Raw genomic sequence first — 24,835 nt, 5'->3', positions numbered from 1 at the left:
CTGATCGGCCTTCGCTCGGGAACGAAAGCGCGCTGTGCATGGTGAATCGCCGAATGCGCCGCGCTGCGTCGAATACGGTCGTACCGTGACCAGCTTCCCATCGATGTCGCCGAGCACCCGGATCTATATCGCCGGGCATCAGGGTCTCGTCGGCTCAGCCCTGTGGCGCCACTTCGCTGCGTGTGGATTCGAGAACCTCATCGGACTCGATTCATCGGAATTGGATCTTCGCGACGCCCACGCGACCGCAGCCTTCTTCCGCGATGTCCGCCCGGAGGTCGTGGTCGACGCGGCGGCGCGGGTCGGCGGAATCGCGGCGAATGCCGCTCGACCTGCGGACTTCCTCTCCGACAATCTGCGGCTACAGCTCAACCTGTTGGACAGCGCGGTCTCGAACGGGGTGGAGCGATTCCTCTTCCTGGGTTCGAGTTGCATCTATCCGAAGTTGACAGCGCAGCCGATCCGTGAAGAGGCCCTGTTCACCGGCCCACTGGAGGAGACGAACGAAGGCTATGCGGTGGCCAAGCTTGGCGGGGTCGCGCAGGTCACCGCGATCCGTAGGCAACACGGGCTGCCCTATATCAGCGCCATGCCGACGAACCTCTACGGTCCGGGCGACAACTTCTCTCCGCACGACGGCCACGTCGTACCCGCGATGATCCGGCGCTTCCACGAAGCGATGCTCGCGGATGTTCCACACGTGACCTGTTGGGGCACAGGACTGCCTCGGCGCGATCTCATGCATGTCGACGACGCCGCTGACGCGTTCCACTTCCTGCTGGATCACTACGACGGAGAGCGCCCGATCAATGTGGGCTCGGGTTCCGATGTCACGATCGCGGAGATCGCACGCATCATCGCCGACACCGTCGGTTATCACGGGGAGATTCGGTGGGATGCATCCAAACCCGATGGGACCCCCCGCAAACTGCTCGACACCAAGCGCCTCACAGACCTCGGGTGGTCCGCGAAGATTCCTCTCGCAGAAGGAATCAGAACGACCTACGAGTGGTTTCTCGCACACCAGGACACGTATCGCCGCTGACCCGACCGTGGTCAACTCGGTGCAGTGCTCCAACCCGGAAGCGCAGGCCTGTCGATCCAGTGCCGCTCCCCGGCCTCGAGCGCCGAGATATCGGCATCGACCATCAGTTTCACAAGTTCCGGGGTCCGCACCCGAGGATCCCAGCCGAGGCAGGATCTGGCCTTCGCCGCGTCGCCGACCAACGCATCGATCTCGGCAGGACGAAGATACCGGTCATCGAATCGCACGTACTTCTCCCAATCGAGTCCGACGTGATCGAAGGCGAGAGCGAGGAACTCGCGCACGGAATATCCCGTTCCCGTCGCGAGGACGTAGTCGTCGGGGGTGTCGGCCTGCAACATCCGCCACATTCCCTCGATGTATTCGGGCGCGTATCCCCAGTCACGGATCACGTCGATGTTGCCCAGATACAGATAACGGTCGAGCCCAGCCCGGATACGCGCGACCGCGCGCGTGATCTTCCTCGTGACGAAGGTTTCTCCTCGCCTGGGCGATTCGTGGTTGAACAGGATGCCGTTGACGGCGAACTGTCCGTACGCCTCCCGGTAGTTGCACGCCGTCCAGAAAGCGAAGACCTTCGCCGAGCCGTACGGTGAACGCGGATGGAACGGAGTGGTTTCGCTCTGCGGCAGCGGCGACGGCCCGAACATCTCGGAACTCGAGGCCTGATAGAAGCGGCAGTCGAGGCCGATCCGACGAATGGTCTCCAGCAATCTGAGAGTTCCGAATGCTGTTGTCTCGGCGGTGTATTCCGGCTCGTCGAAGCTGACCCGGACATGAGATTGCGCCGCCAGGTGATACACCTCGTCAGGACGGATCGTCGAAAGCAATGTTGCGAGCCGCGCCCCGTCCACGAGGTCTCCGTAGTGCAGGAAGAGCCTTGCGCCGGGCTGGTGAGGGTCCACATACAGGTGGTCGATGCGGTGCGTGTTGAACGTCGACGCGCGGCGAATGACTCCGTGCACCTCGTAGCCCTTGTCCAACAGGAACTCGGCGAGATAGGACCCGTCCTGCCCGGTTATGCCGGTCACGAATGCCCGCTTCGGCATCAACGTGCTCCCAACCCGTGGGGGGCACGCACGAGATCCAGGATCCATTCCTCGTAGCGATCCAGGGCCTCGTGCTCGGACAGCGTGCCGGCGCAGTAGCGCCGTCCCGACTCCGCAAGCCGAGCTGCGAGCACGCTGTCCGTACCCAGCCGCACCGCTTCACGAAGCAGTAGGTCCGGCCGGTCGGCCGGAACCCGGACACCCGCGCCCGACGCGGCAACCTCCGTCGCGGCGAAGCTGTCCTCGTCCGTCGCGGCAAGGACGGGCTTCCCGGAATTGAGATAGGAGGTCAGCTTGCTGGGAACCGCCATCTGCGCCACACCGGGACGTTCGTTCACCAGAAGCACATCCGCAGCTCCCAGGACCGAAGGGAAGACCTCGTCACCGACCGGATCCAGGAACTGCAGGGTATCGATACCCGCACCCTCCGACTCCAGACGGGCGCGCTGATTTCCGTCGCCGAGCAGAACGAACCGGACGCGGAGTCGTTGGAGACTCGCCAGTCGCGCAGCCGCCAGCACGTTCTCCAAGCCCTGCTTGGCCCCCATGTTCCCCGAGTGCAGGACCACCACCTCGTCGGGGTCCCATCCCGATTCCACGCGGAACACCGCGCTCGCCGCAGGATCCGGTGGCGCGACGTGGTTCCAGTTCCGGATGGTGCGGATCCGGCCGCGCTCGATACCGAGGTGCTCCAGGATCTCCGTGAACCCCTCGTGGATCACCACGACCTCGTCCGCCAGCCGGACGACTGCCGCCTCCAGCGCTTGAACCGCCAGAGCCGACCTCCCTTCGATCGCCGCGGTCTCCGCGACCCCGCGGCTGTAGATGTCGTGAACGATGACGCCGACCGCCGGCCGCGACCGCGACAATCGCGCTCGCAACGCCGACATCCCTGCGGCAAGCAATGGCGGACTCACGAACAGAACGACCTCGGGGTCGTTCCATCGTGCCAGCAGAACCTGCAACCCGAAGGTGGTTTCCATCACGGCACGCCCGAACGCCGTCGCTCGCCGCGGAACGTAGTGACCGAAACGGCCGATACGAACGTGATTCGCGAATTCCTCGGATCGAAGACGGAAGCGCCCCTCGCGGCGGATCCACTCCGGATAGTGCGGGAAGCCGGTCAACACCCGAACGTCGTGTCCACGGGCAGCCAGTCCGGATGCGAGAAGAGTCGTGTACGGCGCGATCCCGATCGACTCGGGGGCATAGTTGATACCCACGATTGCGATACGAACCCTTTGTCGGGTCATGAATTCGAGAGTAATACCCCCGGCCGGGGACGTCCCCCTCGAACGGTGTCGAGATCGGTCTCCTACTCACCCGACGGTGATAGTGTGGTCCTTCACGAACCTCGAGAGCCACACCGCCGGAGGGATCGCGTGAACGGCACCCGGATACGACGCATGGTCGTGGATTCTCCGACATCTCTCGGTGCGAAGGCGAGGATGCGGCGTTGGCAGATGTTCACCGAGGCGTTCCCTGAGATCGAGAAGGCACACGTTCTCGACCTCGGTGGCACGGTGGAGACCTGGCGCCGCGCCCCGATCAGGCCGGGCCGCGTCACCGTACTCAATCTCTTCGAGCCCGGTGAGTCCGACGACGGGTGGATCACCCCGGTCCTCGGTGACGCATGCGATGCCGCACGAGTTCTCGCAGACGCGAAGACCGACACCCATTTCGACGTCGTGTTCTCCAATTCGCTCATCGAGCACGTGGGCGGACACGCGCGGAGAACGGAGTTGGCTCGTCAGGTCCGAGAGCTCGCACCACGCTATTGGGTCCAGACGCCGTACCGGTATTTTCCGGTCGAACCGCACTGGCTTTTTCCCGGAATGCAGTTCATGCCGGCCGCTGCCCGAGTCGCCATCGCCGAACACTGGCCGCTGGTACACACACGTCCTGAAAGCACCGAAGAGGCGCGCCACGAGGTTCTGTGGACCGAACTGATCGGCATCACGGAGATGCGGGACTACTTCCCGAACGCAATGATCTTGCACGAACGCATATTCGGTCTCACGAAATCGATCATTGCGACGGACTCGTAGCGGCATACCGACGAGGAGCCCGGGACCCGGGCCGACCACAATTCCACAGCACCTGCGGCCACCGGGGAAGGAGGCATCCCTATGACGAAGTCCGTGGCCAGGACACCTGTTCCGAGTTTGCGCGTCGGTGACCTCGTCGAGGTGCGAAGCGCCGAAGAGATTCTCGCAACCCTGGATGAGAACGGAGAGCTCGAGAACCTTCCGTTCATGCCGGAAATGCTCCGGTTCTGTGGTCGTCGGCTGACCGTGCACAAGGTTGCGTACAAGCTCTGCGACACGATCTCCGGAACCGGCATCCACCGCATGGAGCACGCCGTCCACCTGACCGACTCACGTTGCGACGGATCTGCTCACGGAGGTTGCCAGACTTCGTGTTCGCTGTATTGGAAGGAGGCATGGCTCAAACGCGTGGAGCCGGGAATGCCGAACCCGCCCCGATCGTCATGCGTCGACATTCCACTGCTCGATGCCAACACCCGCAAGGAGCCCGGCCCGGACGGCACGTCACGTTATTCGTGCCAAGCCACCGAACTGCTTCGCGCCGCGCCGACATGCCTTCCGTTCCGCGATCTCGGGCAGTATGTGACGGACGTGAAAACCGGAAACGTCCGACCCGTCGAGTCCGCCGAAGCTTTCCTCGTAGGCCTGTTCAACCGGATACAGGACATCAGTCGGCGACTCCTCCCGCGCAAACTGTGGTTTCGCAACGGACTGCCGTGGGGCTTCGTGCAGGGCCGGGCGGTGGGCAGGACACCGACCGCCCACCTGAACCTGCAACCCGGCGAAACGGTCCGGATCAAGACCAAGAGCGAGATCATGGAGACCCTCAACGAAGATCGGTTGAACCGGGGCATGGGCTTCGAGGAGGAAATGGCACGCCACTGCGGCCGCACCGCCCGGGTGCAGGCACGCGTGACCCGATGCATCGACGAGAGAACCGGGGAGCTGCTGACGATGAAGAATCCCTGCATCATCCTCGAAGGAATCACCTGCAACGGTTCGCACAACGTCAGTTGCCCGCGCGAGTTCGTACCGTTCTGGCGGGAGATCTGGCTCGAACGGGTGTGACCCCATGACATCGGCGTCCGGCACGCTGGTCTCGGTCGGGTTACCTGTGCGCAACGGTGCAGATCGTATCGAGGACGTGGTGCGGTCCGTCTTGGCGCAGGATCACGAGAATCTCGAACTGGTGATCTGCGACAACGCCTCCACGGACAACACCGAACAAGTATGCCGCGATCTCCGCGAGCGTCACCGCCGGATCGTCTACCACCGGCATCCCGTGAATGTCGGCGTGCTCAACAACTACATCAGTGTGCTGGGGCTGGCCACCGGGACGTTCTTTCGGTGGGTCGGAGACGACGACTGGCTCGCACCGCATTGCATCTCACGGAGTCTGGCTGCGTTCGCCGCGGACGACCGGCTCGTGCTGGTGACCCACCGGATGGACTACCTCACTCCCGAGGGCCTCATCCGAAGTGCCCGATACAACGACACTGCCCTCGGTTCGTGTGATCCCGTCACCCGGTTTGCCGCATTCTTGGGCATGCTGAACGAGAACGTTCCCCTCGTCGATCCCGTGTACAGCCTTATCCGTCGTGAACCGGCGCTCCGGATAGAACGCAGGAACATGCTGCGTGAGGACGAGGTGTTCGCCGCGAAACTGGCACTGACGGGACCGTGGGCACACGTTCCCGAAGTACTCGGGCGGAGGAACCTGACACACGCGACGCCCACGGCACTGGCACGCAAGCTCGATGTGCCGTCCTGGCAGGCGCACTGCGCCACCACCCTCGAGTGCCGGGAGATGTTGCGTGCCCTGGCCGAGCACCACCTCGACTCGGAGCAGCGGCGTGCGGCCCGGCTTGCGGTGGCAGGATTGTACGTACAGCGGCAACAGGATCTGGTCGTCCGGGTCGGCCGCCGACTCGCCCGGATGCTCGGCGAAGCGACAGGTCGCCGGAGTCGGTGAGACGACCGGCCGCCGGGATTCTCAGCCTCGTGGCCAGAACCTGTGCCAGTCGTCGGGCGACAGCGACCGGCGTTCACCACGATTCGCTTCGGCGGCGTTCTCGGCTTCGCGGATACGGCCGGCGAATTCGATCACGGCCTTCCGCAGCCGATGCTCGGCGCTGGACTGTCCGCCGATCCGGATCGTCCCGAGCGAGTCGGGTACCAGATCCTCCGGCAACCCCGCCTCCGCGCTCCTGGACACCACCTTCTCCGCCAACGCCAACGCCGGCTGCGCCATCGCGATGCCGTCGAGACACGACTCGCGCGCCTTCTCCGCGGCCTTGGCCGCCTGCCACGCCGCCTCCTGCTCGGCGACGTCGAGCGGGCCGGTGTGACCGTTGGTCAGGTGCGGGCTCCGCTGCGCCAGTTTGGTGACAAGGGTGCCGGCGACGTCGTCGACGTCGAACGGGTCGGTCGGTGATTCCTGGGCGATCCGGGAGTGGAACAGCACCTGCAGCAGCAGGTCGCCGAGTTCCTCGCGCAGCCCGGCCCGGTCGTCCTCGTCGATGGCGTCGAGAAGCTCGTAGGTTTCCTCGAGCAGGTAGCGCCGCAGCGAATCGTGGGTCTGGGTTACCTCCCAGCCGCCGAACCCCCACAGCCGGTCCATGACGTCGACCGCCTCGAGCAACCGGTCGCCGGGCACCGGGTCCGCCGCAATCACGTCCTCCCCGCGCGCGGTCCGTGCCGCCACGGCGTCGCTGCCGGCGTCGAGGGCGACGAACACGTCGGTTCCCGGTTCGTGGTCGAGACCGAGCGCAGCGCGCACCTCGTCGGGGACCTCGTCGCCGTACTCGACCGGCCCGCGCAGCAGGCGCACCGCGGCCGCGGGCACGACCCCTGGCCGGCGCGGGTCGAGGAGGACGACGCTCACGCGCTCACCCCCGCCGCGACCCGCACGTCCACCGACCCCTGCGCCTTGCCGTCCATGGCCAGCAGGAAGTCCGCGATGTACTGGAGCAGTTCGACGTCGCGGACCCGGTCGGAGCCGACCCCGCCGGTGCGCGGCAGCGGCAGTTGCACGATGCCGCTGGTGGCGCGGTACTGGGCGGCCGGGAAGATCCGCTTGAGTCGCATCTGCTTCGAGTCGGGCAGTTCCATCGGGGAGATCTTGAGCTGGGTGCCGACGACCGCGACCTCCTCGAGCCCGTATTCGCGGCACAGCAGCCGCAGCTTCGCGACGGACACGAGCCGGCCGACCTCTTCGGGCAGCGGGCCGTACCGGTCGACGAGTTCTTCGACGACCGCGGCGATCGCCGCGTCGTCCTGTGCGGCGGCGAGCTTGCGGTAGGCCTCGAGGCGCAGCCGGTCGGAGGTGACGTAGTCGGCGGGGATGTGCGCGTCGACGGGCAGGTCGACCCGCACCTCCTTGGGCGCCTCCTCGGTGGTGATGGGGGTGCCGTCGGCTGCGGCGCGGTACGCCTCGACGGCCTCGCCGACCAGGCGCACGTACAGGTCGAATCCGACACCGGCGACGTGACCGGACTGTTCGGCTCCGAGAACGTTTCCGGCGCCGCGGATTTCGAGGTCCTTCATGGCGACGGCCATGCCGGCGCCGAGGTCGGAGTTCTGCGAGATGGTTGCGAGCCGGTCGTACGCGGTTTCGGTGAGCGGCTTCTCCGGCGGGTACAGGAAGTACGCGTAGCCGCGTTCGCGGGACCGGCCGACGCGACCGCGCAGCTGATGCAGCTGCGACAGACCGAGCGAGTCGGCCCGTTCGACGATGAGCGTATTGGCGTTGGAGATGTCCAGGCCGGTCTCGACGATCGTGGTGCACACCAGCACGTCGAATTCGCGTTCCCAGAAGCCCTGCACGGTCTTCTCGAGGGTGTCCTCGTTCATCTGGCCGTGCGCGACGACCACCCGGGCCTCGGGGACGAGGTCACGAATCTTCTTGGCGGCCTTGTCGATCGAGCTGACCCGGTTGTGGACGTAGAACACCTGGCCGTCGCGCAGCAGCTCGCGACGGATCGCGGCGGCGACCTGCTTGTCCGAGTACGCGCCCACGTAGGTGAGGATCGGGTGCCGCTCCTCGGGCGGGGTGAGGATCGTCGACATCTCGCGGATGCCGGCCATGCTCATCTCCAGGGTGCGCGGGATCGGGGTCGCCGACATGGTCAGTACGTCGACGTGCGTGCGCAGCGCCTTGATGTGTTCCTTGTGTTCGACACCGAAGCGCTGTTCCTCGTCGACGATCACCAGACCGAGGTCCTTCCAACGGATTCCGGTCTGCAGCAGCCGGTGGGTGCCGACCACGATGTCGACCTCGCCGTCGGCCATGCCCGCGACGATCTCGCGGGACTCGGCCGGATCGGTGAATCGGCTCAGGCCCTTGACGGTGACGGGGAACGCGGCCATCCGCTCGGTGAAGGTCTGCAGGTGCTGCTGTGCGAGCAGGGTCGTGGGCACCAGGACCGCGACCTGCTTGCCGTCCTGCACGGCCTTGAACGCGGCGCGCACCGCGATCTCGGTCTTGCCGTAGCCGACGTCGCCGATGACGACGCGGTCCATCGGCACCGGCTTCTCCATGTCGGCCTTCACCTCGGAGATGACGGTGAGCTGGTCCTGGGTTTCGGTGAAGGGGAACGCGTCCTCCATCTCCTTCTGCCACGGGGTGTCCGGGCCGAAGGCGTGACCGGGCGACGCCTGCCGCGCCGCGTACAGGCGCACCAACTCCCCCGCGATCTCGCGAACGGCCTTGCGCGCCTTGCGTTTCGTGTTGGCCCAGTCGGAGCCGCCGAGCTTGCTGATCGCGGGCAGTTCACCGCCGACGTACCGGGAGAGCTGATCGAGCGACTCCATCGGCACGAACAACCGGTCGCCGGGCTGGCCACGCTTGCTCGCCGCGTACTCGATGACGAGGTACTCGCGGCGCGCACCGCCCACGGTCCGTTCGACCATCTCGACGAACCGGCCGATGCCGTGCTGGTCGTGCACCACGTAGTCGCCGGCGGTCAACGCCAGCGGATCGACCTGGTTGCGCCGCTTGACGGGCGTCTTGCGGCCTTCGGCGGTGGTGACCCGGTTGCCGGTCAGGTCCGCCTCGGTGACGACGACGAGCCCCGGCACCTGGTTGTCGCCGTTACCGGCCAGCACGAGGCCCTCGTGGAGCGCGCCCTTGATCACGCCGACCTGGCCGCGGACCGGTTCGGCGCCCGGCTCGAGCTTCGCGGCGGGAACCTCGTTGTCCTTCAACCGTTCGAGCACACGCAGGCCGGTACCGGTACCGGCGACCACGATCACCGCGCGGCCACCGGTGGTGACGTGCGCGCGCAGGTTCACGAACAGCATCGACAGCAGTTCCTCGGAACCGCGCACCTCCGGCGCGGGCTGCACCTCGAGAACCACCTCGGTGTCGGCGCCGGAGGCGAGCGGGCTCAGCGTCCACCACGGCACGCCCTGCGCTTCGGCGGCCTCCCGGACCTGCCGCAGCGTCCGGTACGCCGAGGCCGCGAGATCCATCTTCCGGCCGTCGGCGCCGGTCAGGTTCGCGGTGTCCAGCGGCGCGGCACCGCCGATCGACGCGGCCGTCCACGATGCCTCGAGGAACTCCTGGCCGGTGCGCACGAGGTCGGTGGCGCGGGTGCGGACCTTCTCCGGGTCGCACAGCAGGACGTGGGTGCCGGCGGGCAGCACCTCGGTGAGCAGCTGCAGCTCACCGGACTGCAGCACGGGCAGCAGCGCCTCCATGCCCTCGACCGGAACACCGCCGGCCATCTTGTCGAGCATCTCGACGAGCGCCGCGTCGGCCGGGTTGTCCTTCGCGAGCTGCGCCGCGCGTTCCTTGACCTCCTCGGTGAGCAGCAACTCGCGGCAGGGCGGCGCGATGAGCGTGGCGACCTCGACGTCGGGGATCGAGCGCTGGTCGGCGACGGAGAACGGACGGAGCTCGGTGACCTCGTCGCCCCAGAACTCGACGCGCACCGGATGGTCGGCGGTCGGCGGGAACACGTCCAGGATGCCGCCGCGCACCGCGAACTCGCCGCGCTTGCCGACCATGTCGACGCGCGTGTAGGCCAGTTCGACGAGGCGTTCGACGAGTTCGTCGAAGTCGTGTTCGGAACCGACCCGCAGGGTGATCGGATCGATCTCGCCGAGACCCGGCGCCATCGGCTGCACCAGCGACCGCACGGTCGCGACGATGACGCGCAGTTCGGGGCCGTAGTCGCGGTCGTCGGGCCGGGCGAGGCGGCGCAGCACCTGCAGCCGCCGGCCGACGGTGTCCGCGCTCGGCGACAGCCGTTCGTGCGGCAGCGTCTCCCACGACGGGAACTGCGCGACGGCGGCGCCGAGGATTTCGGTGAGTTCGGCGGTCAGGTCGTCGGCTTCGCGACCGGTGGCGGTGACCACCAGCAGCGGCGCTTTGTCCGCGAGCGCGGCGGCGACGAAGGGCCGGGCCGCGGGCGGGGCGACCAGGGCCTGCTCGGCGGTGCCGGCGAGCGCGGCGACCCGCTGCAATTGGTCGTCGGCCAGCGCGATCCGCGCCAGTCCGGACAGAGGGGTGGCGGGCACAGCAGACACGTGACAGTCGCTCCTGGGTGTACGACGAGAACTTTTCGATTCTATGCGTCGCGGGCAGGGTGCCTCAGTCCGCGGACGCGAGCAGGTCGGCGCTGCTGTCCCCCAGCGCACGGCGCGCCCAGGTCACCAGGCGCGAGAGCAGTGCGTCGTCGGTCTCGTCGGCGCCGGGGAGCCAGCGTCTGCGCACCATCCGCAGCAGCGTGGCCCGCGCGCGGCCGGGGTCGGCGTCGACGACGAACGTGACGAACGCGTCGGGGGTCCAGGGTTCGATTCCGGAGCGTTCGAGCGCGGCGGCGATCGCCGGGTCGGTGGTGACGACGGCGTCGGCGTGAGCGATCAGCGCGACCGCCGTCAGGTGGGTGTCGCGCGGGTCGACGACGTACGGCACCTCCCGCAGCACCGTCGTCGGCCACGTGACGCGGGCGTCCGGGAACGCCCGGTCCAGTTCGGCGAACAGATAGTCGCGGGCCGGTCGCGGCAGTTCCGTCGGCAGCCGGCGGTCCACTTCGGCGATGACACCGTCGCTCCAATACGGTTGGTACAGACCGTCTTCCGCGAACGCGAGCGCCACGTCCCGCATTCGCGCATCGGCGAGCACCGATGCACCGAGCACCACCCGTACGGGCATCTTCCCCCTGCTTTCCGATCAGAATTCGTCGTACAGGCCGTCGCGGCGGGCCAGGTCGGCGAGGTTGTCGAGGACCTGGGTGCGGATCGTCGCGCGACGCTGCGCCAGTGCGACGACGTCGGCGCGGTCCACCCGCCGGTGCAGGCCGTGGAACTCGGCGGGCAGCGCCCCGCTGTCGACGAGGCGCGCCACCTCGGCGCGGGAGGCACCGAGCACGTCCGCCGCCTGGGTGACGGTCAGCAGCGGCGGCACGGCCGTGATCGTGACCGCTGCGTCCGCACCGAGGTCGTCGAGGACGCGGGCGAGTGCGGCGGGGGCATGCTCGGCGTCGAACGGTCCGAAGGTCACGGCGGCGATGCTGTCAGGCCGCGCCGCCGATTGCAACGAGCGGGCACGTTCAGTAGTACTGCACCTGCGTCGTGCGGGCCGCCGACCGCAGGATGGGCACCAGCCGATTCAGGGCCCGCTGTTCCAGGAACTGCTGATCCATCGGCTTGCTCAGGGCGACCGCGAGTTCGGCCGGCCGATCCTGGGCGAGCGACCGGTACTTCGGCAGCATGTGGGTGGTGATGTACTCCCAGCGGGCGTCGCGGTCCGACCAGTTGAACGCGGGCAGCGGTGTCTGCAGGCGCCACTGCGGGCCGACGGCGGGATCGCCCGCGGTCAGCGTCAGCGGGAACGCCTCCCGGGGCGGTAGCACGCCCGGGATCGCGGGGTCGGCGCCGAACGTCGACAGGTAGGTCAGCGCCCGGCCGACGGGACCGCGGGCCTCGCGGGTGGCGTCCCACTGGTCGGCGATCGACTGGTACTGCTCGCGGTGCAGCAGTTCGGCGTTGCCGCGCACTACCAGCTCCGGGTCCCCGGTCGCGAGATCGCGCCAGGCCCGGACGGCGCGGTCGTCGATGATGCCCGCCCGGCGGAACTCGTCGATCGCGTAGAGACCACCGGCCAGGTATGCCTCGTGCTGCGGCAGCAGGTCGGTGAAGATGTGCTTGCTCATCGCGATGACCCGGACCTGGAAGTCCGCGATGTCCTCGGGGGTGATGGTGTGCCCGACGGCGAGTACCGCCCGCAGGTCCTCGGGCAGCTCCGCCGCCGCGGGGGCGGCGGCGTCGTCGAGCGTGCGGGTGACCTGGGCGAGGGCGTCGCGCAGCTCCCGGACGCCGATGACCACCCCGACCAGGTCGACGTCCATGACGCCGGCACCGAAGGACGGTCCGGCCAGGCCCCCCTGTCCGGTCCACAGGAAGTCGGGATGCTCGCGCTGCAGCTTCTGGTAGTAGGCGAAGGTGTTCTTCAGATTCTGCTCGTTGGCCGTCAACCCGAGCTGCGGGTCCCACCGATTCAGGTCGATCCCGGCGTTGCGGGCCGCCACGGCGAGCCAGTACTGGTGCAGCAGGGCCGCGTAGCGTTCCGGGTCGGCCCCGGTGGCGCGGGCCCGGTCGAGCAGCGGCCGCAGCACCTCGGGGTCGGCCGACAGATCGGTCGCGACTCCCCCGCCGTGCTCGGAGTCGAGGTTGTTGCGGGGAACGTCGAGGACGGTGTCGAGATCGAGGACAGCGTCGAGATCGGGTGCGGCAGTGGCTGTTCCGGAGGCCCCGACGGCGAGGGTCACGGCGGTCAGGGCGGTGGCGAGCAGACGTTTCATCGGCCGGCCTCCTCGAAGCGCCGATCGAACCAGTCGACGTTCTGCATGCCGAGCAACTCGACGCCCACCCGGACCGGGTCGGTCAGCACGTCGCCGATCCCGCACACCGACGGATCGAATCCGACGTCGGCGCCGTGCGCGCGCCAGAAGTTGCCGAGGTTCTCGACGTCCTCGTAGGGGACGAGGAAGTCGTCGCGGCACGACGTGATGAGCACCGGGGCGGTCGGGATCTCGTTCGGTCGGGTGCCGAGTGCGTTCTCGGCGTAGGCCCGCGCGAACGCCGGGTTGTCGGCGGGCCGCCCGTGCGTGTACAGCGCGGACAACGGCACGAACGGGAACATCAGATACAGCCCCTGGCAGGTGCTGTGGAACAGGTCGGCAGCGGCCCGGCCGAGCGGGGTGAGTTCGGCGTCGAGGTCGATCTCCGGGTACTTCGCAGCGAAGCCGAGCGAGTTGGCGAACACGAATCCCGAACCGATACCGCCGTCCGCGGTGCGTTCGAAGGTCGCGCTGTCGACGACCATGGCCTGGAGCACGGTGCCGACGAGATTGAGTTCCGGCGCGTAGGTGCCGGCCATCTCCGCGGCGAACCCGGCGGCCACCCCACCCCCGGCGATCCCGAAGATCCCGACCGGGACGTCCGGCGCGAACCCGGCGTCGTGCAGCGCGATGGCTGCGCGCAGCCCGTCGAGGGTCGCGGGTCCGCTGAACCGGCCGATGGAGAAGCCGTTTGGGGCGGTGTCGCCGTCGTTGGCGGTGTCGCTCATCATCACGGCCCAGCCGCGGCCGAACATCTGCGCGACGGGTCCGAGCGCGGAGAACAGCGACGGATCGGTCTGGTTGCCACCGGTCCACTGGGTGCTCGGCATGCAGTTCGGGCCGAGGCTGTCGTTGGCCTCGGAGTAGCCGATGAGTCTGCGGTCCTGCGGCGGCGTGCCGTCCTCGGGGAGCATGAGGATGCCGGTGGCGACGGTGCGCGAGCCGTCGAAATCGGTGGTGACGTACATCAGCTGATGAGCGGTGACGTGGCCCGGCTGTACCCCGTACACCTGCACCGTCACCGGGCGGTGCCGCAGCAGGGTGCCGGGGACGTCCCCGTCGCCGAGGGCGGGCGGGTCGAACCACGGGTCGGTGGAGGCCGGGCGCGGCGTCCACTGCGACGGATGCGCGATCTGCCCGTCGCGGAAGGTGCTCACCACGAACGGGTTGAAGACGTCGTCGACCTGGACGGGCTCGGCGCCGGCGGTGGTCGCCGTGGTCAGGGCAGCCGTGGTGAGGGTAAGGGCCAGCGCGGCAGCAGCGCCGGTCGCCACGAGTTGTCGCAAGACTCGCATCGATACGTTCCTGTCACTGTGTGGTGAACTGCGCGCTGCCCCCGGCGCAGCGCGCAGTTCACGGCACAGTAACAGTCCGTTACCGACGGATACAGATAACCCGCCGGGGCGTCGTCAGACGCGCAGCCGCGGGCGGCTCAGACGCGCAGGCGTCGCGCGGCGAACTGCCGGAAGTATTCGACCTTCGTCGCCGGAACCAGCGACGGCAGCAGGTTCGTCCACATCAGCTCGATGTGTTCGATCGACCGGTCGCGGCGACCGAGACCGGCGGCGACGGTGCGCGCCCCGACGACCATCTGCAGCACCATCAGACCGGCCGCATCGGGATCGAAATCCGGGGACAGGTCGCCTTCCTCCTGCGCCCGGCGCGCCAGCTGCTGCAACGTGCCGAGCCACATCTCGAACAGGTTGTCGCCGGAGCCGCGATAGTCGCCGATCTCGAGAACGAGCCGGAACATCGCACGGACCACCGGGTCGGAGACCGACAGGTCGACGGACAGGACCGACAGCTCGATCATCGTCTCCAGCGCCGGCGTGCGTTCGTCGATCTTGGCGAGACCGGCCTCCGCCGAGCGGGCGAAACCGGCGTCGATGACGCCGCGGGCGAGCTCCTCCTTGGAGCCGAAGTGGAAGTACAGCGCGCCCTTGGTCACGCCCGATTCGTCGATGATCTCGTTGAGGCTGGCGTTCGCGTATCCCAGCCGCACGAAGACCTCGGCGGCGCCGCGCAGCACCGATTCCCGGGTGGCCTCGGCGCGAACCTGACGTGCCATCTCAGCGCCCCCGGCGAACGGGAACAGGGCGCTCGGCCCGGACGCGCTCGGCACAGGCAATCGACGTGCGGGAAACCACTGTCACCTCAATCCCGTCGCTTCTACGAATCGGCCGGGCAACGGTACCACCGCGGTGTCGTCTACCTCGGTATTCGCGGACTTTCGACTGTATCAATCGGCGCCGAGCGTCGGATCGGCTTCGAGCCGGGTCAGGCCGTTCCAGCACAGGTTCACCAGGTGCGCCGCGACGACCTCCTTCGACGGGCTGCGTTCGTCGAGCCACCAGGTCGCGGTGGTCGCGACCATGCCGACGAGGGCCTGCGCATAGAGCGGCGCAAGGTCCGGGTCCAGGCCGCGGCGGGCGAAGTCGCCGGCGAGCAGGGTGCCGACCTGACGCATCGCCTCGTTGAGCAGGCTCGAGTAGGTGCCTTCCTCGGCGGCGACCGGGGAGTCGCGCACCAGGATGCGGAAACCGTCGGTGCGTTCCTCGATGTAGGTGAGCAGCGCGAGCGCGGCCCGTTCGACGCGGACGCGGGACCGGTTCCGCGTCAGGCTCTCGGTGACCATCGACATGAGGATGGTCATCTCGCGGTCCACGACCACGGCGTAGAGCCCTTCCTTCCCGCCGAAGTGTTCGTAGACGACGGGCTTGGACACGGCGGCGCGCTGCGCGATCTCCTCGATGGACGTGCCCTCGTAACCGCGCTCGGCGAACAGGGCCCGGCCGATCTCGATCAACTGCTCGCGGCGTTGCGTACCGGTCATGCGGATACGCGGTGTCCGCTCCGATTGATGTTGCGGTGTTCGCGACACGACGGTTTCCTTTCCGGCGCCACACCTGCTTGCACGCTGGGCCCCGGAGCCGAGCCTAATCTGCGGGCCGTGCGGACCGCCTCGTCTCCGCCCCGCGTTCGACGCCGACCGTATCGGCATGCGAGGATCACACCGCACGCCCCGGGGTTCACTTCGCGGACGTGCGGCGATCCGCCGTGGTGTAATCGGCAGCACCTCTGATTTTGGTTCAGATAGTTCAGGTTCGAGTCCTGGCGGCGGAGCAAGGCGAACGGGGGCCGACCCGGCCCTCACACGCTCGTCCATGACGCATGTCGAACGTCGAGGGAGCTTCATGCAAGTGCAGACCGCAATAGTCGTCCTGGCCGCCGGAGCGGGTACGAGGATGCGGTCCAAGACCCCCAAGGTGCTGCATTCGCTCGGCGGCCGCACCATGCTCGAGCATTCCGTGCGCGCGGCGGCGGCGCTCGACCCGGATCACCTGGTCGTGGTCGTCGGTCACGACCGTGAACGCATCTCCACCGCCGTCACCGACCTCGCAGCCCACCTCGACGGAGACGTTCGCGTCGCCGTGCAGGACGAGCAGCTCGGCACGGGCCACGCCGTCGAGTGCGCACTGACCACCCTTCCCGACGACTTCGCCGGCACCGTCGTCGTCACGGCCGCGGACGTCCCGCTGCTCGACAGCGACACGCTGCGCGCCCTGCTGGAGACGCACGCCGAACCCGAAGCTGCGGCCGTCACCGTGCTCACCACGACCGCGGCCGACCCCACCGGCTACGGCCGGATCCTGCGCACCACCGACGGCGACGTCACCGCGATCATCGAGCACAAGGAAGCGACCCCGACCCAGCTGGCGATCACCGAGGTGAACGCCGGTGTGTATGCGTTCGACGTCGCCGCGCTGCGCTCGGCGCTCGGCAAGCTCAGCGCCGACAATGCGCAGGGCGAGCTGTACCTGACCGACGTCGTGTCGATCGCCCGCGGCGAGGGGCTGACCGTGCGCGCCCACTACACCGACGACGCGGTGAGCGTCGCCGGAGCGAACGACCGTGTGCAGCTCGCGGCGCTCGCGGCCGAACTGAACCGCCGCACCCTCGAGTACTGGATGCGCGAGGGTGTGACGGTGATCGACCCGGCGACCACGTGGGTCGACGTCGACGTCACCCTCGCACCGGACGTGACGCTGCACCCGGGTGTGCAACTGCACGGGCGCACGTCGATCGGTGAGGACGCGGTGATCGGGCCGGACACCACCCTGACCGATGTGCAGGTCGGTGCCGGAGCGTCGGTGGTGCGGACCCACGGATCGGATTCGGTGATCGGCGCGGACGCATCCGTCGGCCCCTTCGCGTACCTTCGACCGGGCAGCGAACTCGGCGCCGAAGGCAAGATCGGCACGTTCGTCGAAACGAAGAACGCGCAGATCGGAGCGCATTCGAAGGTGCCGCACCTGACCTATGTCGGGGACGCGACGATCGGTGAGCATTCCAACATCGGCGCGTCGAGCGTGTTCGTGAACTACGACGGGGTCAAGAAGTACCGGACCGTCGTCGGATCGCACGTGCGGACCGGTTCCGACACCATGTTCGTGGCCCCCCTGACGGTGGGCGACGGCGCGTACACGGGCGCCGGGACGGTGCTCCGGCGGAACGTTCCACCGGGGGCGCTGGCAGTGTCGGGTGCGCCACAGCGCAATATTGAAGGATGGGTCCAGCGAAATCGAGCCGGGACCCCCGCCGCTGAGGCAGCATCGTTGGCGTCGCAGCAGCAGCAAGAGAACGAACCGCAAAAGGACGGCCTGGACCAGTGACCAATTGGATCGACAATCAGAAGAACCTGATGCTCTTCGCCGGCCGGGCACACCCCGAGCTGGCGGAGCAGGTCTCGAAGGAACTGGGCATCCAGGTCACGCCGCAGACCGCGCGTGACTTCGCCAACGGCGAGACCTTCGTGCGGTTCGAGGAGTCGGTGCGTGGCTCCGACGCCTTCGTGCTGCAGAGCCATCCGTTCCCGCTGAACCAGTGGGTGATGGAGCAGCTCATCATGATCGACGCGCTCAAGCGTGGTTCGGCCAAGCGCATCACCGCGATCCTGCCGTTCTACCCCTACGCCCGTCAGGACAAGAAGCACCGCGGCCGCGAGCCCATCTCGGCTCGCCTGATCGCCGACCTGCTCAAGACCGCCGGTGCCGACCGCATCATCACCGTCGACCTGCACACCGACCAGATCCAGGGCTTCTTCGACGGCCCGGTCGACCACATGCACGCGCAGGGTCAGCTCGCGGAGTACATCCGCGGCCACTACGGCGTCGACAACATCGCCGTGGTATCCCCCGACTCGGGTCGCGTCCGCGTCGCCGAGAAGTGGGCCGACACCCTCGGTGGTGCCCCGCTGGCGTTCATCCACAAGACCCGCGATCCGCTGGTGCCGAACCAGGTCAAGTCCAATCGCGTGGTCGGTGAGGTCGAGGGCCGCACCTGCATCCTGATCGACGACATGATCGACACCGGCGGCACCATCGCCGGCGCGGTGCGGGTCCTCAAGGAGGCCGGCGCCGGTGACGTCATCATCGCCGCGACGCACGGTGTGCTGTCCGACCCGGCCGCAGAGCGCCTCGCCGCGTGCGGCGCCAAGGAGGTCATCGTCACCAACACGCTGCCGATCCCGCCGGAGAAGCAGTTCGAGACCCTCACCGTGCTGTCGATCGCTCCGCTCCTGGCGCAGACGATCCGCGAGGTGTTCGAGAACGGCTCGGTGACGTCGCTGTTCAACGGCGTGGCCTGAAACCCGTTCCACAGGGCACACTGTCGGGGTGTTCACTGGATTCCCCGTCGCCGCACTCGACTTCTACGAGGATCTCGAAGCCGACAACAGCAAGGCATTCTGGGCCGCGCACAAGGCCGTCTACGACGACTGCGTGCGCGGCCCGATGCTTGCGCTGCTCGCCGAACTGGAGCCGGAATTCGGTACCGGCAAGGTCTTTCGGCCCTATCGCGATGTCCGGTTCAGCAAGGACAAGACGCCGTACAAGACACACCAGGGCGGCTTCGTGCAGACCGCTCCGGGCGTCGGCTACTACGTGCAGGTCGACGCGGCGGGTCTGGTCGTCGCCGGCGGCTTCTACGCCGGATCCGGTGCACAGATCGAGGCGTACCGTGCGGCCGTCGACGACCAACGGCGCGGCACCCAGCTCGAGAAACTGATCCGAAAGCTGCGCCGGGAAGGTTTCGAAATCGGTGGCGCCCAACTGAAGACGCGTCCGCGCGGGGTCGACCCCGACCACCCGCGGCTCGACCTGATGCGCCACAAGGCGCTCACCGCGGGACGCACCGAACAGTCGCCCCCGTGGCTCGACAGCGCCCGCACGCTCGACGAGGTCCGTGACGCCTGGCGCCGTTTCCGTCCGCTCGTGGAATGGCTCACCGCGGCGACCGCCACCTGACGGCCGACGGAAACCAGCAGACCGGCCGGTACGGAAAGCGCTGTGCCGCAACACTTTGCCTAACGCGGTCGCCCCGCTAACATGATCTTCGTCACTTTCCCGTCCGTCCCCGCAGGTCACGTCCGTCCCACGCGCCGTGGCCGCCCGATTTTCACTTAAGGTGGCTCCTCGTGATCGACGCGCAGACTCTCGAGGCCCCCACCGAATCCGCGACAATCCGGACAGCACGACGGTGGACACCGGGTGCCTGCGTATGGTGCGGCGACCTCGAGGGCGTCGAGGAGTACCGCAACGAGCCGCGCTGCGCGACCTGCCGCAAGCACGAGGACATCATCGAGGAAGCGCGCAAGTTCGTCGGCATGTACGGCCTGCGCCCGATCGGCGGAACCCTCCAGTCCGACGACGAGGAAGAGTACGAGCACCGCCTCGCCGCACGCGATGCCCGCCGCGCCCTCAACGACATTCGGCTCGCCGAGCAGCCCGATCCGGCGCTCGTGCGCAAGGCCCTCCGTCCGCGCGCCGCCGCCGTGGTCGCCGAGAACGCCCCGGCCCGCGCCTCGAAGCCGCGCACCGCGTCGCCGCGCCCCTCGTCGTCCCGCAGCTCCTCCGAGCCCGCTCCCGCACCCGTGCGCACCGACGCCGTCGACGTCGACGAGATCCAGGCCCGCGCCCTCGCGCTGCTCGACCAGCTCTCCGCGATCGACGCGCAGCTCGCGCTCGTCGCCGAGCAGACCGGCCTGGCGGCGCGCGCCCGCCGCAGCGACCTCGAGAAGCAGAAGGCCACCATCATGCGCACGCTCGGCGCGCTGGAGAAGGCACGGCTCAGCGCCCAGTCCTGATCCACTGCCGCCGGACGCGGCATCCCCGGTTTTTCCCGTTCCCGCCCGCCACCAGACGGTAGCGTGACGGCTGTCACATCACGTGCAGCCGACGAGGTTCGTCCCGCCGATCGGACCACCGACCCGGGTCGACCCGGGGAGGAGCCGACATGGCAGTCGAACCGGCAGGAACACGCGGGGACATCGAGCATCTGCGGACCGATCCCGACCTCCCTCCGGTCGGGGTCGTGGACCGGACGCCGATCTCCCCCACCGCCCGCGTCGTCTTCCTCGTCCTGGCGATTCTCGGTGCGATCGCGTGGGCGATGATCGCCCTGGTGCGCGGCGAGAACATCAACGCGGTGTGGTTCGTGATCGCTGCGGTGTGCAGCTATCTGATCGCGTTCCGCTTCTATGCGCGGTTCATCGAACGCAAGATCGTGCAACCGCGCGACGAACGGGCGACACCGGCCGAGGAGTTGGAGAACGGCAAGGACTACATGCCGACCGACCGCCGGGTGCTGTTCGGTCATCACTTCGCGGCGATCGCCGGGGCCGGTCCCCTCGTCGGCCCGGTCCTGGCCGCGCAGATGGGATACCTGCCGGGAACCCTCTGGATCATCGTCGGTGTCGTGTTCGCCGGGGCCGTCCAGGATTTCCTGGTGCTGTGGATCTCGTCGCGGCGGCGCGGCCGCAGCCTCGGCCAGATGGCCCGTGACGAGCTCGGCCCGATCGGCGGCGTCGCCGCACTGATCGCCGTGTTCGTCATCATGATCATTCTCATCGCGGTGCTCGCGCTGGTCGTCGTCAACGCGCTCGCCGAGAGCCCGTGGGGCCTGTTCTCCATCGCCATGACCATCCCGATCGCGCTGTTCATGGGCGTGTACCTGCGGTACCTGCGACCCGGGAAGGTCGCGGAGGTCTCGGTCATCGGCGTGGTCCTGCTGCTGCTGGCGATCATCGGCGGCGGCTGGGTCGCCGAAACCGAGTGGGGCGCGGACTGGTTCACGCTGTCGAAGGTGACGATCGCGTGGCTGCTCATCGCCTACGGCTTCGCCGCGGCAGTGCTGCCCGTGTGGCTGCTGCTGGCCCCGCGCGACTACCTGTCGACGTTCATGAAGGTCGGCACGATCGCGCTGCTCGCCATCGGTATCCTCATCGCCCGCCCGGCGTTGGAGATGCCCGACATCACCCCGTTCGCGATCGCCGGCAACGGACCCGCGTTCGCCGGATCGCTGTTCCCGTTCCTGTTCATCACCATCGCGTGCGGCGCGCTGTCCGGTTTCCATGCGCTGATCGCGTCGGGCACGACCCCGAAGCTGCTCGAGAAGGAGAAGCAGATCCGGCTGATCGGCTACGGCGGCATGCTGACCGAGTCGTTCGTCGCCATCATGGCGCTGGTCACCGCGTGCATCATCGATCAGCACCTGTACTTCGCGCTCAACGCCCCCGAGGCCCTGACCGGGGGTACCCCGGAGACCGCCGCGGCCTACGTCAACGGCCTCGGTCTCGGCGGCCCGGACATCACGCCGGAGCAACTCGCGGTCGCCGCCGAAGCGGTCGGCGAGGAGTCGATCATCTCCCGCACCGGCGGGGCGCCGACCCTCGCGTTCGGTATGTCGCAGGTGCTCAGCGACCTGTTCGGGGGCGACAGCCTCAAATCGTTCTGGTACCACTTCGCGATCATGTTCGAGGCGCTGTTCATCCTCACCACCGTCGACGCCGGCACCCGCGTGGCCCGGTTCATGCTGTCGGATTCGCTCGGCAACTTCGGTGGACCCGCCCGCCGGTTCAAGGATCCGTCCTGGCGTCCCGGCGCCTGGTTCTGCACGCTGGTCGTCGTCGGGCTGTGGGGTGCGATCCTGCTGATGGGCGTCACCGATCCGCTCGGCGGCATCAACACGCTGTTCCCGCTGTTCGGTATCGCCAACCAGTTGCTCGCCGCGATCGCGCTGACCGTGGTGCTGACCATCGTCGTGAAAAAGGGCCTGGTCAAGTGGGCGTGGATTCCGGGGGTGCCGCTCGTGTGGGATCTCGTGGTGACGATGACCGCGTCGTGGCAGAAGATCTTCTCGTCCGATCGGGCGGTCGGCTACTGGGCGCAGCACCGCGCGTTCGTCGACGCGAAGAACTCGGGCGCCACCAGCTTCGGATCGGCGCGCACCCCGGAGGCGATCAACGCGGTCATCCGCAACACGTTCATCCAGGGCACCCTGTCGATCGTGTTCGCGGGGCTGGTGCTCATCGTCGTCGCCGCCGGGGTGGTGGTGTGCGTGCGCGCGGTGCGGGCCGGTGGCCTGCCCACGACCGAAACCCCCGACGTCCCGTCGAAGATCTTCGCGCCCGCCGGATTCGTGCCCACCCCTGCCGAACGGGACCTGCAGAAACAGTGGGACGAGCTGATCCATGCGGGGAAGGTCCGGGTGCCCGGTGCGGCGCACGTGCACCCCGATCATGCACACCGGGAGCATACGCACCCGCACAGCGAGGACGGTGCGTCGTGACCGCCGTGCTGCGCCGCGTCTGGTGGTGGGTCGGCGCGCTGATGGGCGACCACGACTACGCGCGGTACGTCGAACTGCACCGGCGGCTCCACCCGGGCGAACCGGTGCCGACCGAACGCGAGTACTGGCGGGACCGGCACGCGGCGACCGATTCGAATCCCGGCGCCCGCTGCTGCTGAACGTTCGGTGGATGCGGGCCGTCAGCCACCGAGCGCGAAGGCGACCAGGAAGCCCGCCGCGGTCGACAACCCGACCCACCACCCACCCTCCCGGTACGCCTCGGGCATCAACGAATCCGCGAGCACGGCGATCGTCGCGCCACCGGCGAACGCCTGGATCACCGCGATCGACTGCGCCGAGATCGAGTCCGCCGCGGCATTCGCAGCGACCACCACCAGCACGAGCACGATTGCGGTCGTCGTCCACAGCAGACCTGCCCGGCTGCGGTCGAAGTTCGGTCGCGCGCGCATGGACGCCGCACCCGCGACCGCTTCGGGCACGTTGCCCACCGCGATCGCCACCAGCAGGACGAGACCGCCGCCCTCGCCGCCGAGCGAGACACCGAGGGCCGTGTTCTCCGGGATCCCGTCGAGGAGTGCGCCGAGCATCAGGGCGAAACCGAGCGCCGCAGATCCGAGTCGGTTCTCGATGAGGTGGTCGGCAACCACATAGACCAGGGCACCGAGCATCAGGGCGATCCCGGCGACGACGACCCCTTCCGACTCGAACGCCGGCTGGAACAGCTCGGTCGACACCGCCGCGACCATCGCTCCGGCACCGAAGGCCATAAGTCCGGCCAGCAGTGGCCTCGGCAGGTCGTAGCGCAGGCCGATGACGGCACCGACGAGCATCGGAAGCGCAGTACCGAGACCGTAGTAGAGGGCGGTCGCCATCTCGTGATGGTATTGCCGGCCGTCGACTCGCGCGGGTTCGTCAGGCCACGACGAAGCCCTTCGCACGGTCGGGGTCCGCGTCGGACCACAACGTGGTCGGGGGCAGTTCGGCGCGCACCAGCGGGATCACCTCCTCCGCGAAGCGGCGCAGGGTGTCCTTCTGCTGCTCGAAATCCAGCACGTGGTTGATGGACACCGACTGCAGGACGTGCCCGAAACTCGCGTGGTAGTCGAGGATCTTCTCGGCGACCCGTTCCGGGGAACCGACCAGCGCCGGCCCCCGTTCGACCGCGTCCTCGATGGTGCGGAAGCTGGTGACCTTCCCGACCGCCGCCGGATCGTGCTTGCGCTGATCGGCCTGGCGGACGATCCCTTCGTAGATCGGCCGGTACTCGTCGATCGCCTGCTCGGTGGTGTCCGCGAGGAACAATCCGCCCGAACCCGAACCGACGTACGCCTTCTCGGGGTCGTGCCCGTACGCGGCGTACTGCTCGCGATAGCGGTCGATGAGCACCTTGTAGTTCTCCCGCGGCTGCAGCGCGTTCGCGGTCACGATCGGATCGCCCCACTTCGCGGCGAGGTCGACGGCGTGCGCGGACGTCGCCGAGCCGTGCCAGATGCGGAAGGGTCCGTCGAACGGTCGCGGCAGGGTCGTCACGTCGGTGAGCGGCGGCCGGTGGTCCCCGGTCCAGTCGACGTGCTCCTCGCGCAGCAAGGTGCGCAGCAGTTCGTAGTTCTCCGTCAGGTATTCGTATTGCCTGCCGATGTCCAGCCCGAACAGCGGATACTGCAGTACCTCGTTGCCCTTGCCGATCACGATCTCGAGGCGACCGCGGCTGAGCTGGTCGACGGTGCTCAGATCCTCGGCGACCCGGACCGGATCGAGAACGGACAGGACCGTGACGCCGGTGGACAGCAGAATCCGGTCGGTGGCCTGCGCAATCGCGCCGAGCACGACCGTCGGGCTCGACGACAGCACGTCGCCCGCGTGCCGTTCCCCCACCGAATAGCTGTCGATGCCGAGCTGCTCGGCCAGCACCGCCATCTCGACGACCCGTTCGAGCCGGTCGGCAGGCGGGACGACCCGGCCGGTGACCGGATGCGGCGGATTGAAGATGATGTCGAGTATCTGGAAGCGCACCTCACGGAGTCTTGCGCCCGCCGGTCACGAAGCCCAGGGATGTTCTCGCCGTGACCAAAACTCCCGAGTTCGTGTCGACAGCGTTCCCGAAGGCCGGGTTTGCATATGGGCCGTTGCAAAAGTCGCTGCCCACCACCACCATCATGGGGTGAGACGACATCGGGGGCAGATTGTCCGATTCGTCAT

Annotated in this window: 22 protein-coding genes and 1 tRNA gene; 11 read left to right on the top strand and 12 right to left on the bottom strand. The window is 68.1% G+C overall.

Going from position 1 to position 24,835, the window contains the following annotated elements; all coding sequences use genetic code 11:
- The first annotated feature begins 103 nt into the window (after positions 1 to 103).
- Entirely contained in the window at positions 104 to 1,045 is a 942-nt protein-coding gene (locus tag M1M07_RS16895; protein WP_197253052.1) for a GDP-L-fucose synthase, read from the top strand.
- A gap of 11 nt (positions 1,046 to 1,056) precedes the next feature.
- Here the strand turns inward: M1M07_RS16895 and gmd are convergent, their stop codons facing one another.
- Together gmd and M1M07_RS16885 are read right to left on the bottom strand one after the other, a co-directional pair.
- Positions 1,057 to 2,094, bottom strand: a complete 1,038-nt coding sequence (gmd, locus tag M1M07_RS16890; protein WP_197253022.1) for a GDP-mannose 4,6-dehydratase — start codon at positions 2,092 to 2,094, stop codon at positions 1,057 to 1,059.
- On the bottom strand, positions 2,094 to 3,347 hold the full coding sequence (locus M1M07_RS16885; RefSeq protein WP_197253023.1) for a glycosyltransferase family 4 protein: 1,254 nt from the start codon (positions 3,345 to 3,347) through the stop codon (positions 2,094 to 2,096). The genes gmd and M1M07_RS16885 overlap by 1 nt, the downstream gene beginning before the upstream one ends.
- A gap of 45 nt (positions 3,348 to 3,392) precedes the next feature.
- On the opposite strand from M1M07_RS16885, the gene M1M07_RS16880 reads away from it, so the two are divergent.
- The 3 genes from M1M07_RS16880 (at position 3,393) to M1M07_RS16870 (ending at position 6,114) form a co-directional block, all read left to right on the top strand.
- Positions 3,393 to 4,142 (top strand): methyltransferase type 11, encoded by a 750-nt coding sequence (locus M1M07_RS16880; RefSeq protein ID WP_308200808.1) that lies wholly within the window; start codon positions 3,393 to 3,395, stop codon positions 4,140 to 4,142.
- Between the two features lie 81 nt (positions 4,143 to 4,223).
- Positions 4,224 to 5,210, top strand: a complete 987-nt coding sequence (locus M1M07_RS16875) for a hypothetical protein (RefSeq protein WP_248674949.1) — start codon at positions 4,224 to 4,226, stop codon at positions 5,208 to 5,210.
- Positions 5,211 to 5,214: 4 nt separating this feature from the next.
- Positions 5,215 to 6,114, top strand: a complete 900-nt coding sequence (locus tag M1M07_RS16870; RefSeq protein ID WP_197253026.1) for a glycosyltransferase family 2 protein — start codon at positions 5,215 to 5,217, stop codon at positions 6,112 to 6,114.
- A gap of 21 nt (positions 6,115 to 6,135) precedes the next feature.
- Here M1M07_RS16870 and M1M07_RS16865 read toward each other — a convergent pair whose 3' ends face one another.
- From M1M07_RS16865 to M1M07_RS16830, 8 genes are all read right to left on the bottom strand, one after another.
- On the bottom strand, positions 6,136 to 7,026 hold the full coding sequence (locus M1M07_RS16865; RefSeq protein ID WP_248674948.1) for a MazG family protein: 891 nt from the start codon (positions 7,024 to 7,026) through the stop codon (positions 6,136 to 6,138).
- A complete protein-coding gene (mfd, locus tag M1M07_RS16860) occupies positions 7,023 to 10,673 on the bottom strand; it encodes a transcription-repair coupling factor (RefSeq protein WP_248674947.1) in 3,651 nt (1,216 codons plus the stop codon). Before mfd ends, M1M07_RS16865 begins: the two co-directional genes overlap by 4 nt.
- Before the next feature lie 64 nt (positions 10,674 to 10,737).
- Positions 10,738 to 11,301 carry a PIN domain-containing protein gene (locus M1M07_RS16855; RefSeq protein ID WP_248674946.1) on the bottom strand — a complete coding sequence of 188 codons (564 nt, stop codon included), beginning with the start codon at positions 11,299 to 11,301 and terminating at the stop codon, positions 10,738 to 10,740.
- An 18-nt stretch (positions 11,302 to 11,319) separates the two neighbouring features.
- Complete coding sequence (locus M1M07_RS16850; protein WP_197253030.1) at positions 11,320 to 11,649, bottom strand: helix-turn-helix domain-containing protein; 330 nt, start codon at positions 11,647 to 11,649, stop codon at positions 11,320 to 11,322.
- 49 nt (positions 11,650 to 11,698) lie between these two features.
- Positions 11,699 to 12,949 carry a Tat pathway signal protein gene (locus tag M1M07_RS16845; RefSeq protein ID WP_197253031.1) on the bottom strand — a complete coding sequence of 417 codons (1,251 nt, stop codon included), beginning with the start codon at positions 12,947 to 12,949 and terminating at the stop codon, positions 11,699 to 11,701.
- A complete protein-coding gene (locus M1M07_RS16840; protein WP_248674945.1) occupies positions 12,946 to 14,283 on the bottom strand; it encodes a lipase family protein in 1,338 nt (445 codons plus the stop codon). Before M1M07_RS16840 ends, M1M07_RS16845 begins: the two co-directional genes overlap by 4 nt.
- A gap of 137 nt (positions 14,284 to 14,420) precedes the next feature.
- Positions 14,421 to 15,056 carry a ScbR family autoregulator-binding transcription factor gene (locus tag M1M07_RS16835; RefSeq protein ID WP_197253032.1) on the bottom strand — a complete coding sequence of 212 codons (636 nt, stop codon included), beginning with the start codon at positions 15,054 to 15,056 and terminating at the stop codon, positions 14,421 to 14,423.
- Between the two features lie 171 nt (positions 15,057 to 15,227).
- Positions 15,228 to 15,821: a TetR/AcrR family transcriptional regulator gene (locus M1M07_RS16830; RefSeq protein ID WP_197253033.1), complete on the bottom strand. Its 594-nt coding sequence runs from the start codon at positions 15,819 to 15,821 to the stop codon at positions 15,228 to 15,230.
- A gap of 218 nt (positions 15,822 to 16,039) precedes the next feature.
- Between M1M07_RS16830 and M1M07_RS16825 the strand changes: the two genes are divergently transcribed.
- The 7 genes from M1M07_RS16825 (at position 16,040) to M1M07_RS16795 (ending at position 22,794) form a co-directional block, all read left to right on the top strand.
- Positions 16,040 to 16,111, top strand: a tRNA-Gln gene (locus tag M1M07_RS16825).
- Positions 16,112 to 16,182: 71 nt separating this feature from the next.
- A complete protein-coding gene (gene glmU, locus M1M07_RS16820; RefSeq protein ID WP_248674944.1) occupies positions 16,183 to 17,661 on the top strand; it encodes a bifunctional UDP-N-acetylglucosamine diphosphorylase/glucosamine-1-phosphate N-acetyltransferase GlmU in 1,479 nt (492 codons plus the stop codon).
- Positions 17,658 to 18,635, top strand: a complete 978-nt coding sequence (locus M1M07_RS16815; protein ID WP_197253035.1) for a ribose-phosphate diphosphokinase — start codon at positions 17,658 to 17,660, stop codon at positions 18,633 to 18,635. The genes glmU and M1M07_RS16815 overlap by 4 nt, the downstream gene beginning before the upstream one ends.
- 28 nt (positions 18,636 to 18,663) lie before the next feature.
- Positions 18,664 to 19,293 (top strand): DUF2461 domain-containing protein, encoded by a 630-nt coding sequence (locus M1M07_RS16810; RefSeq protein ID WP_248674943.1) that lies wholly within the window; start codon positions 18,664 to 18,666, stop codon positions 19,291 to 19,293.
- 170 nt (positions 19,294 to 19,463) lie between these two features.
- Positions 19,464 to 20,132 (top strand): hypothetical protein, encoded by a 669-nt coding sequence (locus M1M07_RS16805; RefSeq protein WP_248674942.1) that lies wholly within the window; start codon positions 19,464 to 19,466, stop codon positions 20,130 to 20,132.
- Between the two features lie 149 nt (positions 20,133 to 20,281).
- A complete protein-coding gene (locus M1M07_RS16800; protein ID WP_248674941.1) occupies positions 20,282 to 22,615 on the top strand; it encodes a carbon starvation CstA family protein in 2,334 nt (777 codons plus the stop codon).
- Positions 22,612 to 22,794 (top strand): YbdD/YjiX family protein, encoded by a 183-nt coding sequence (locus M1M07_RS16795; RefSeq protein WP_197253038.1) that lies wholly within the window; start codon positions 22,612 to 22,614, stop codon positions 22,792 to 22,794. The genes M1M07_RS16800 and M1M07_RS16795 overlap by 4 nt, the downstream gene beginning before the upstream one ends.
- Before the next feature lie 21 nt (positions 22,795 to 22,815).
- Here the strand turns inward: M1M07_RS16795 and M1M07_RS16790 are convergent, their stop codons facing one another.
- Both M1M07_RS16790 and M1M07_RS16785 read right to left on the bottom strand, forming a co-directional pair.
- Entirely contained in the window at positions 22,816 to 23,508 is a 693-nt protein-coding gene (locus M1M07_RS16790; RefSeq protein ID WP_197253039.1) for a ZIP family metal transporter, read from the bottom strand.
- Positions 23,509 to 23,548: 40 nt separating this feature from the next.
- On the bottom strand, positions 23,549 to 24,649 hold the full coding sequence (locus M1M07_RS16785; RefSeq protein WP_197253040.1) for an LLM class flavin-dependent oxidoreductase: 1,101 nt from the start codon (positions 24,647 to 24,649) through the stop codon (positions 23,549 to 23,551).
- Positions 24,650 to 24,835: the final 186 nt, after the last annotated feature.

Origin of the sequence: Rhodococcus sp. HM1 (assembly GCF_023218075.1) — a bacterium.
Classification (GTDB): Bacteria; Actinomycetota; Actinomycetes; order Mycobacteriales; family Mycobacteriaceae; genus Rhodococcus.
Note: the sequence above shows the minus strand (reverse complement) of the source record. Positions and strands in the feature narration are given on the sequence as shown.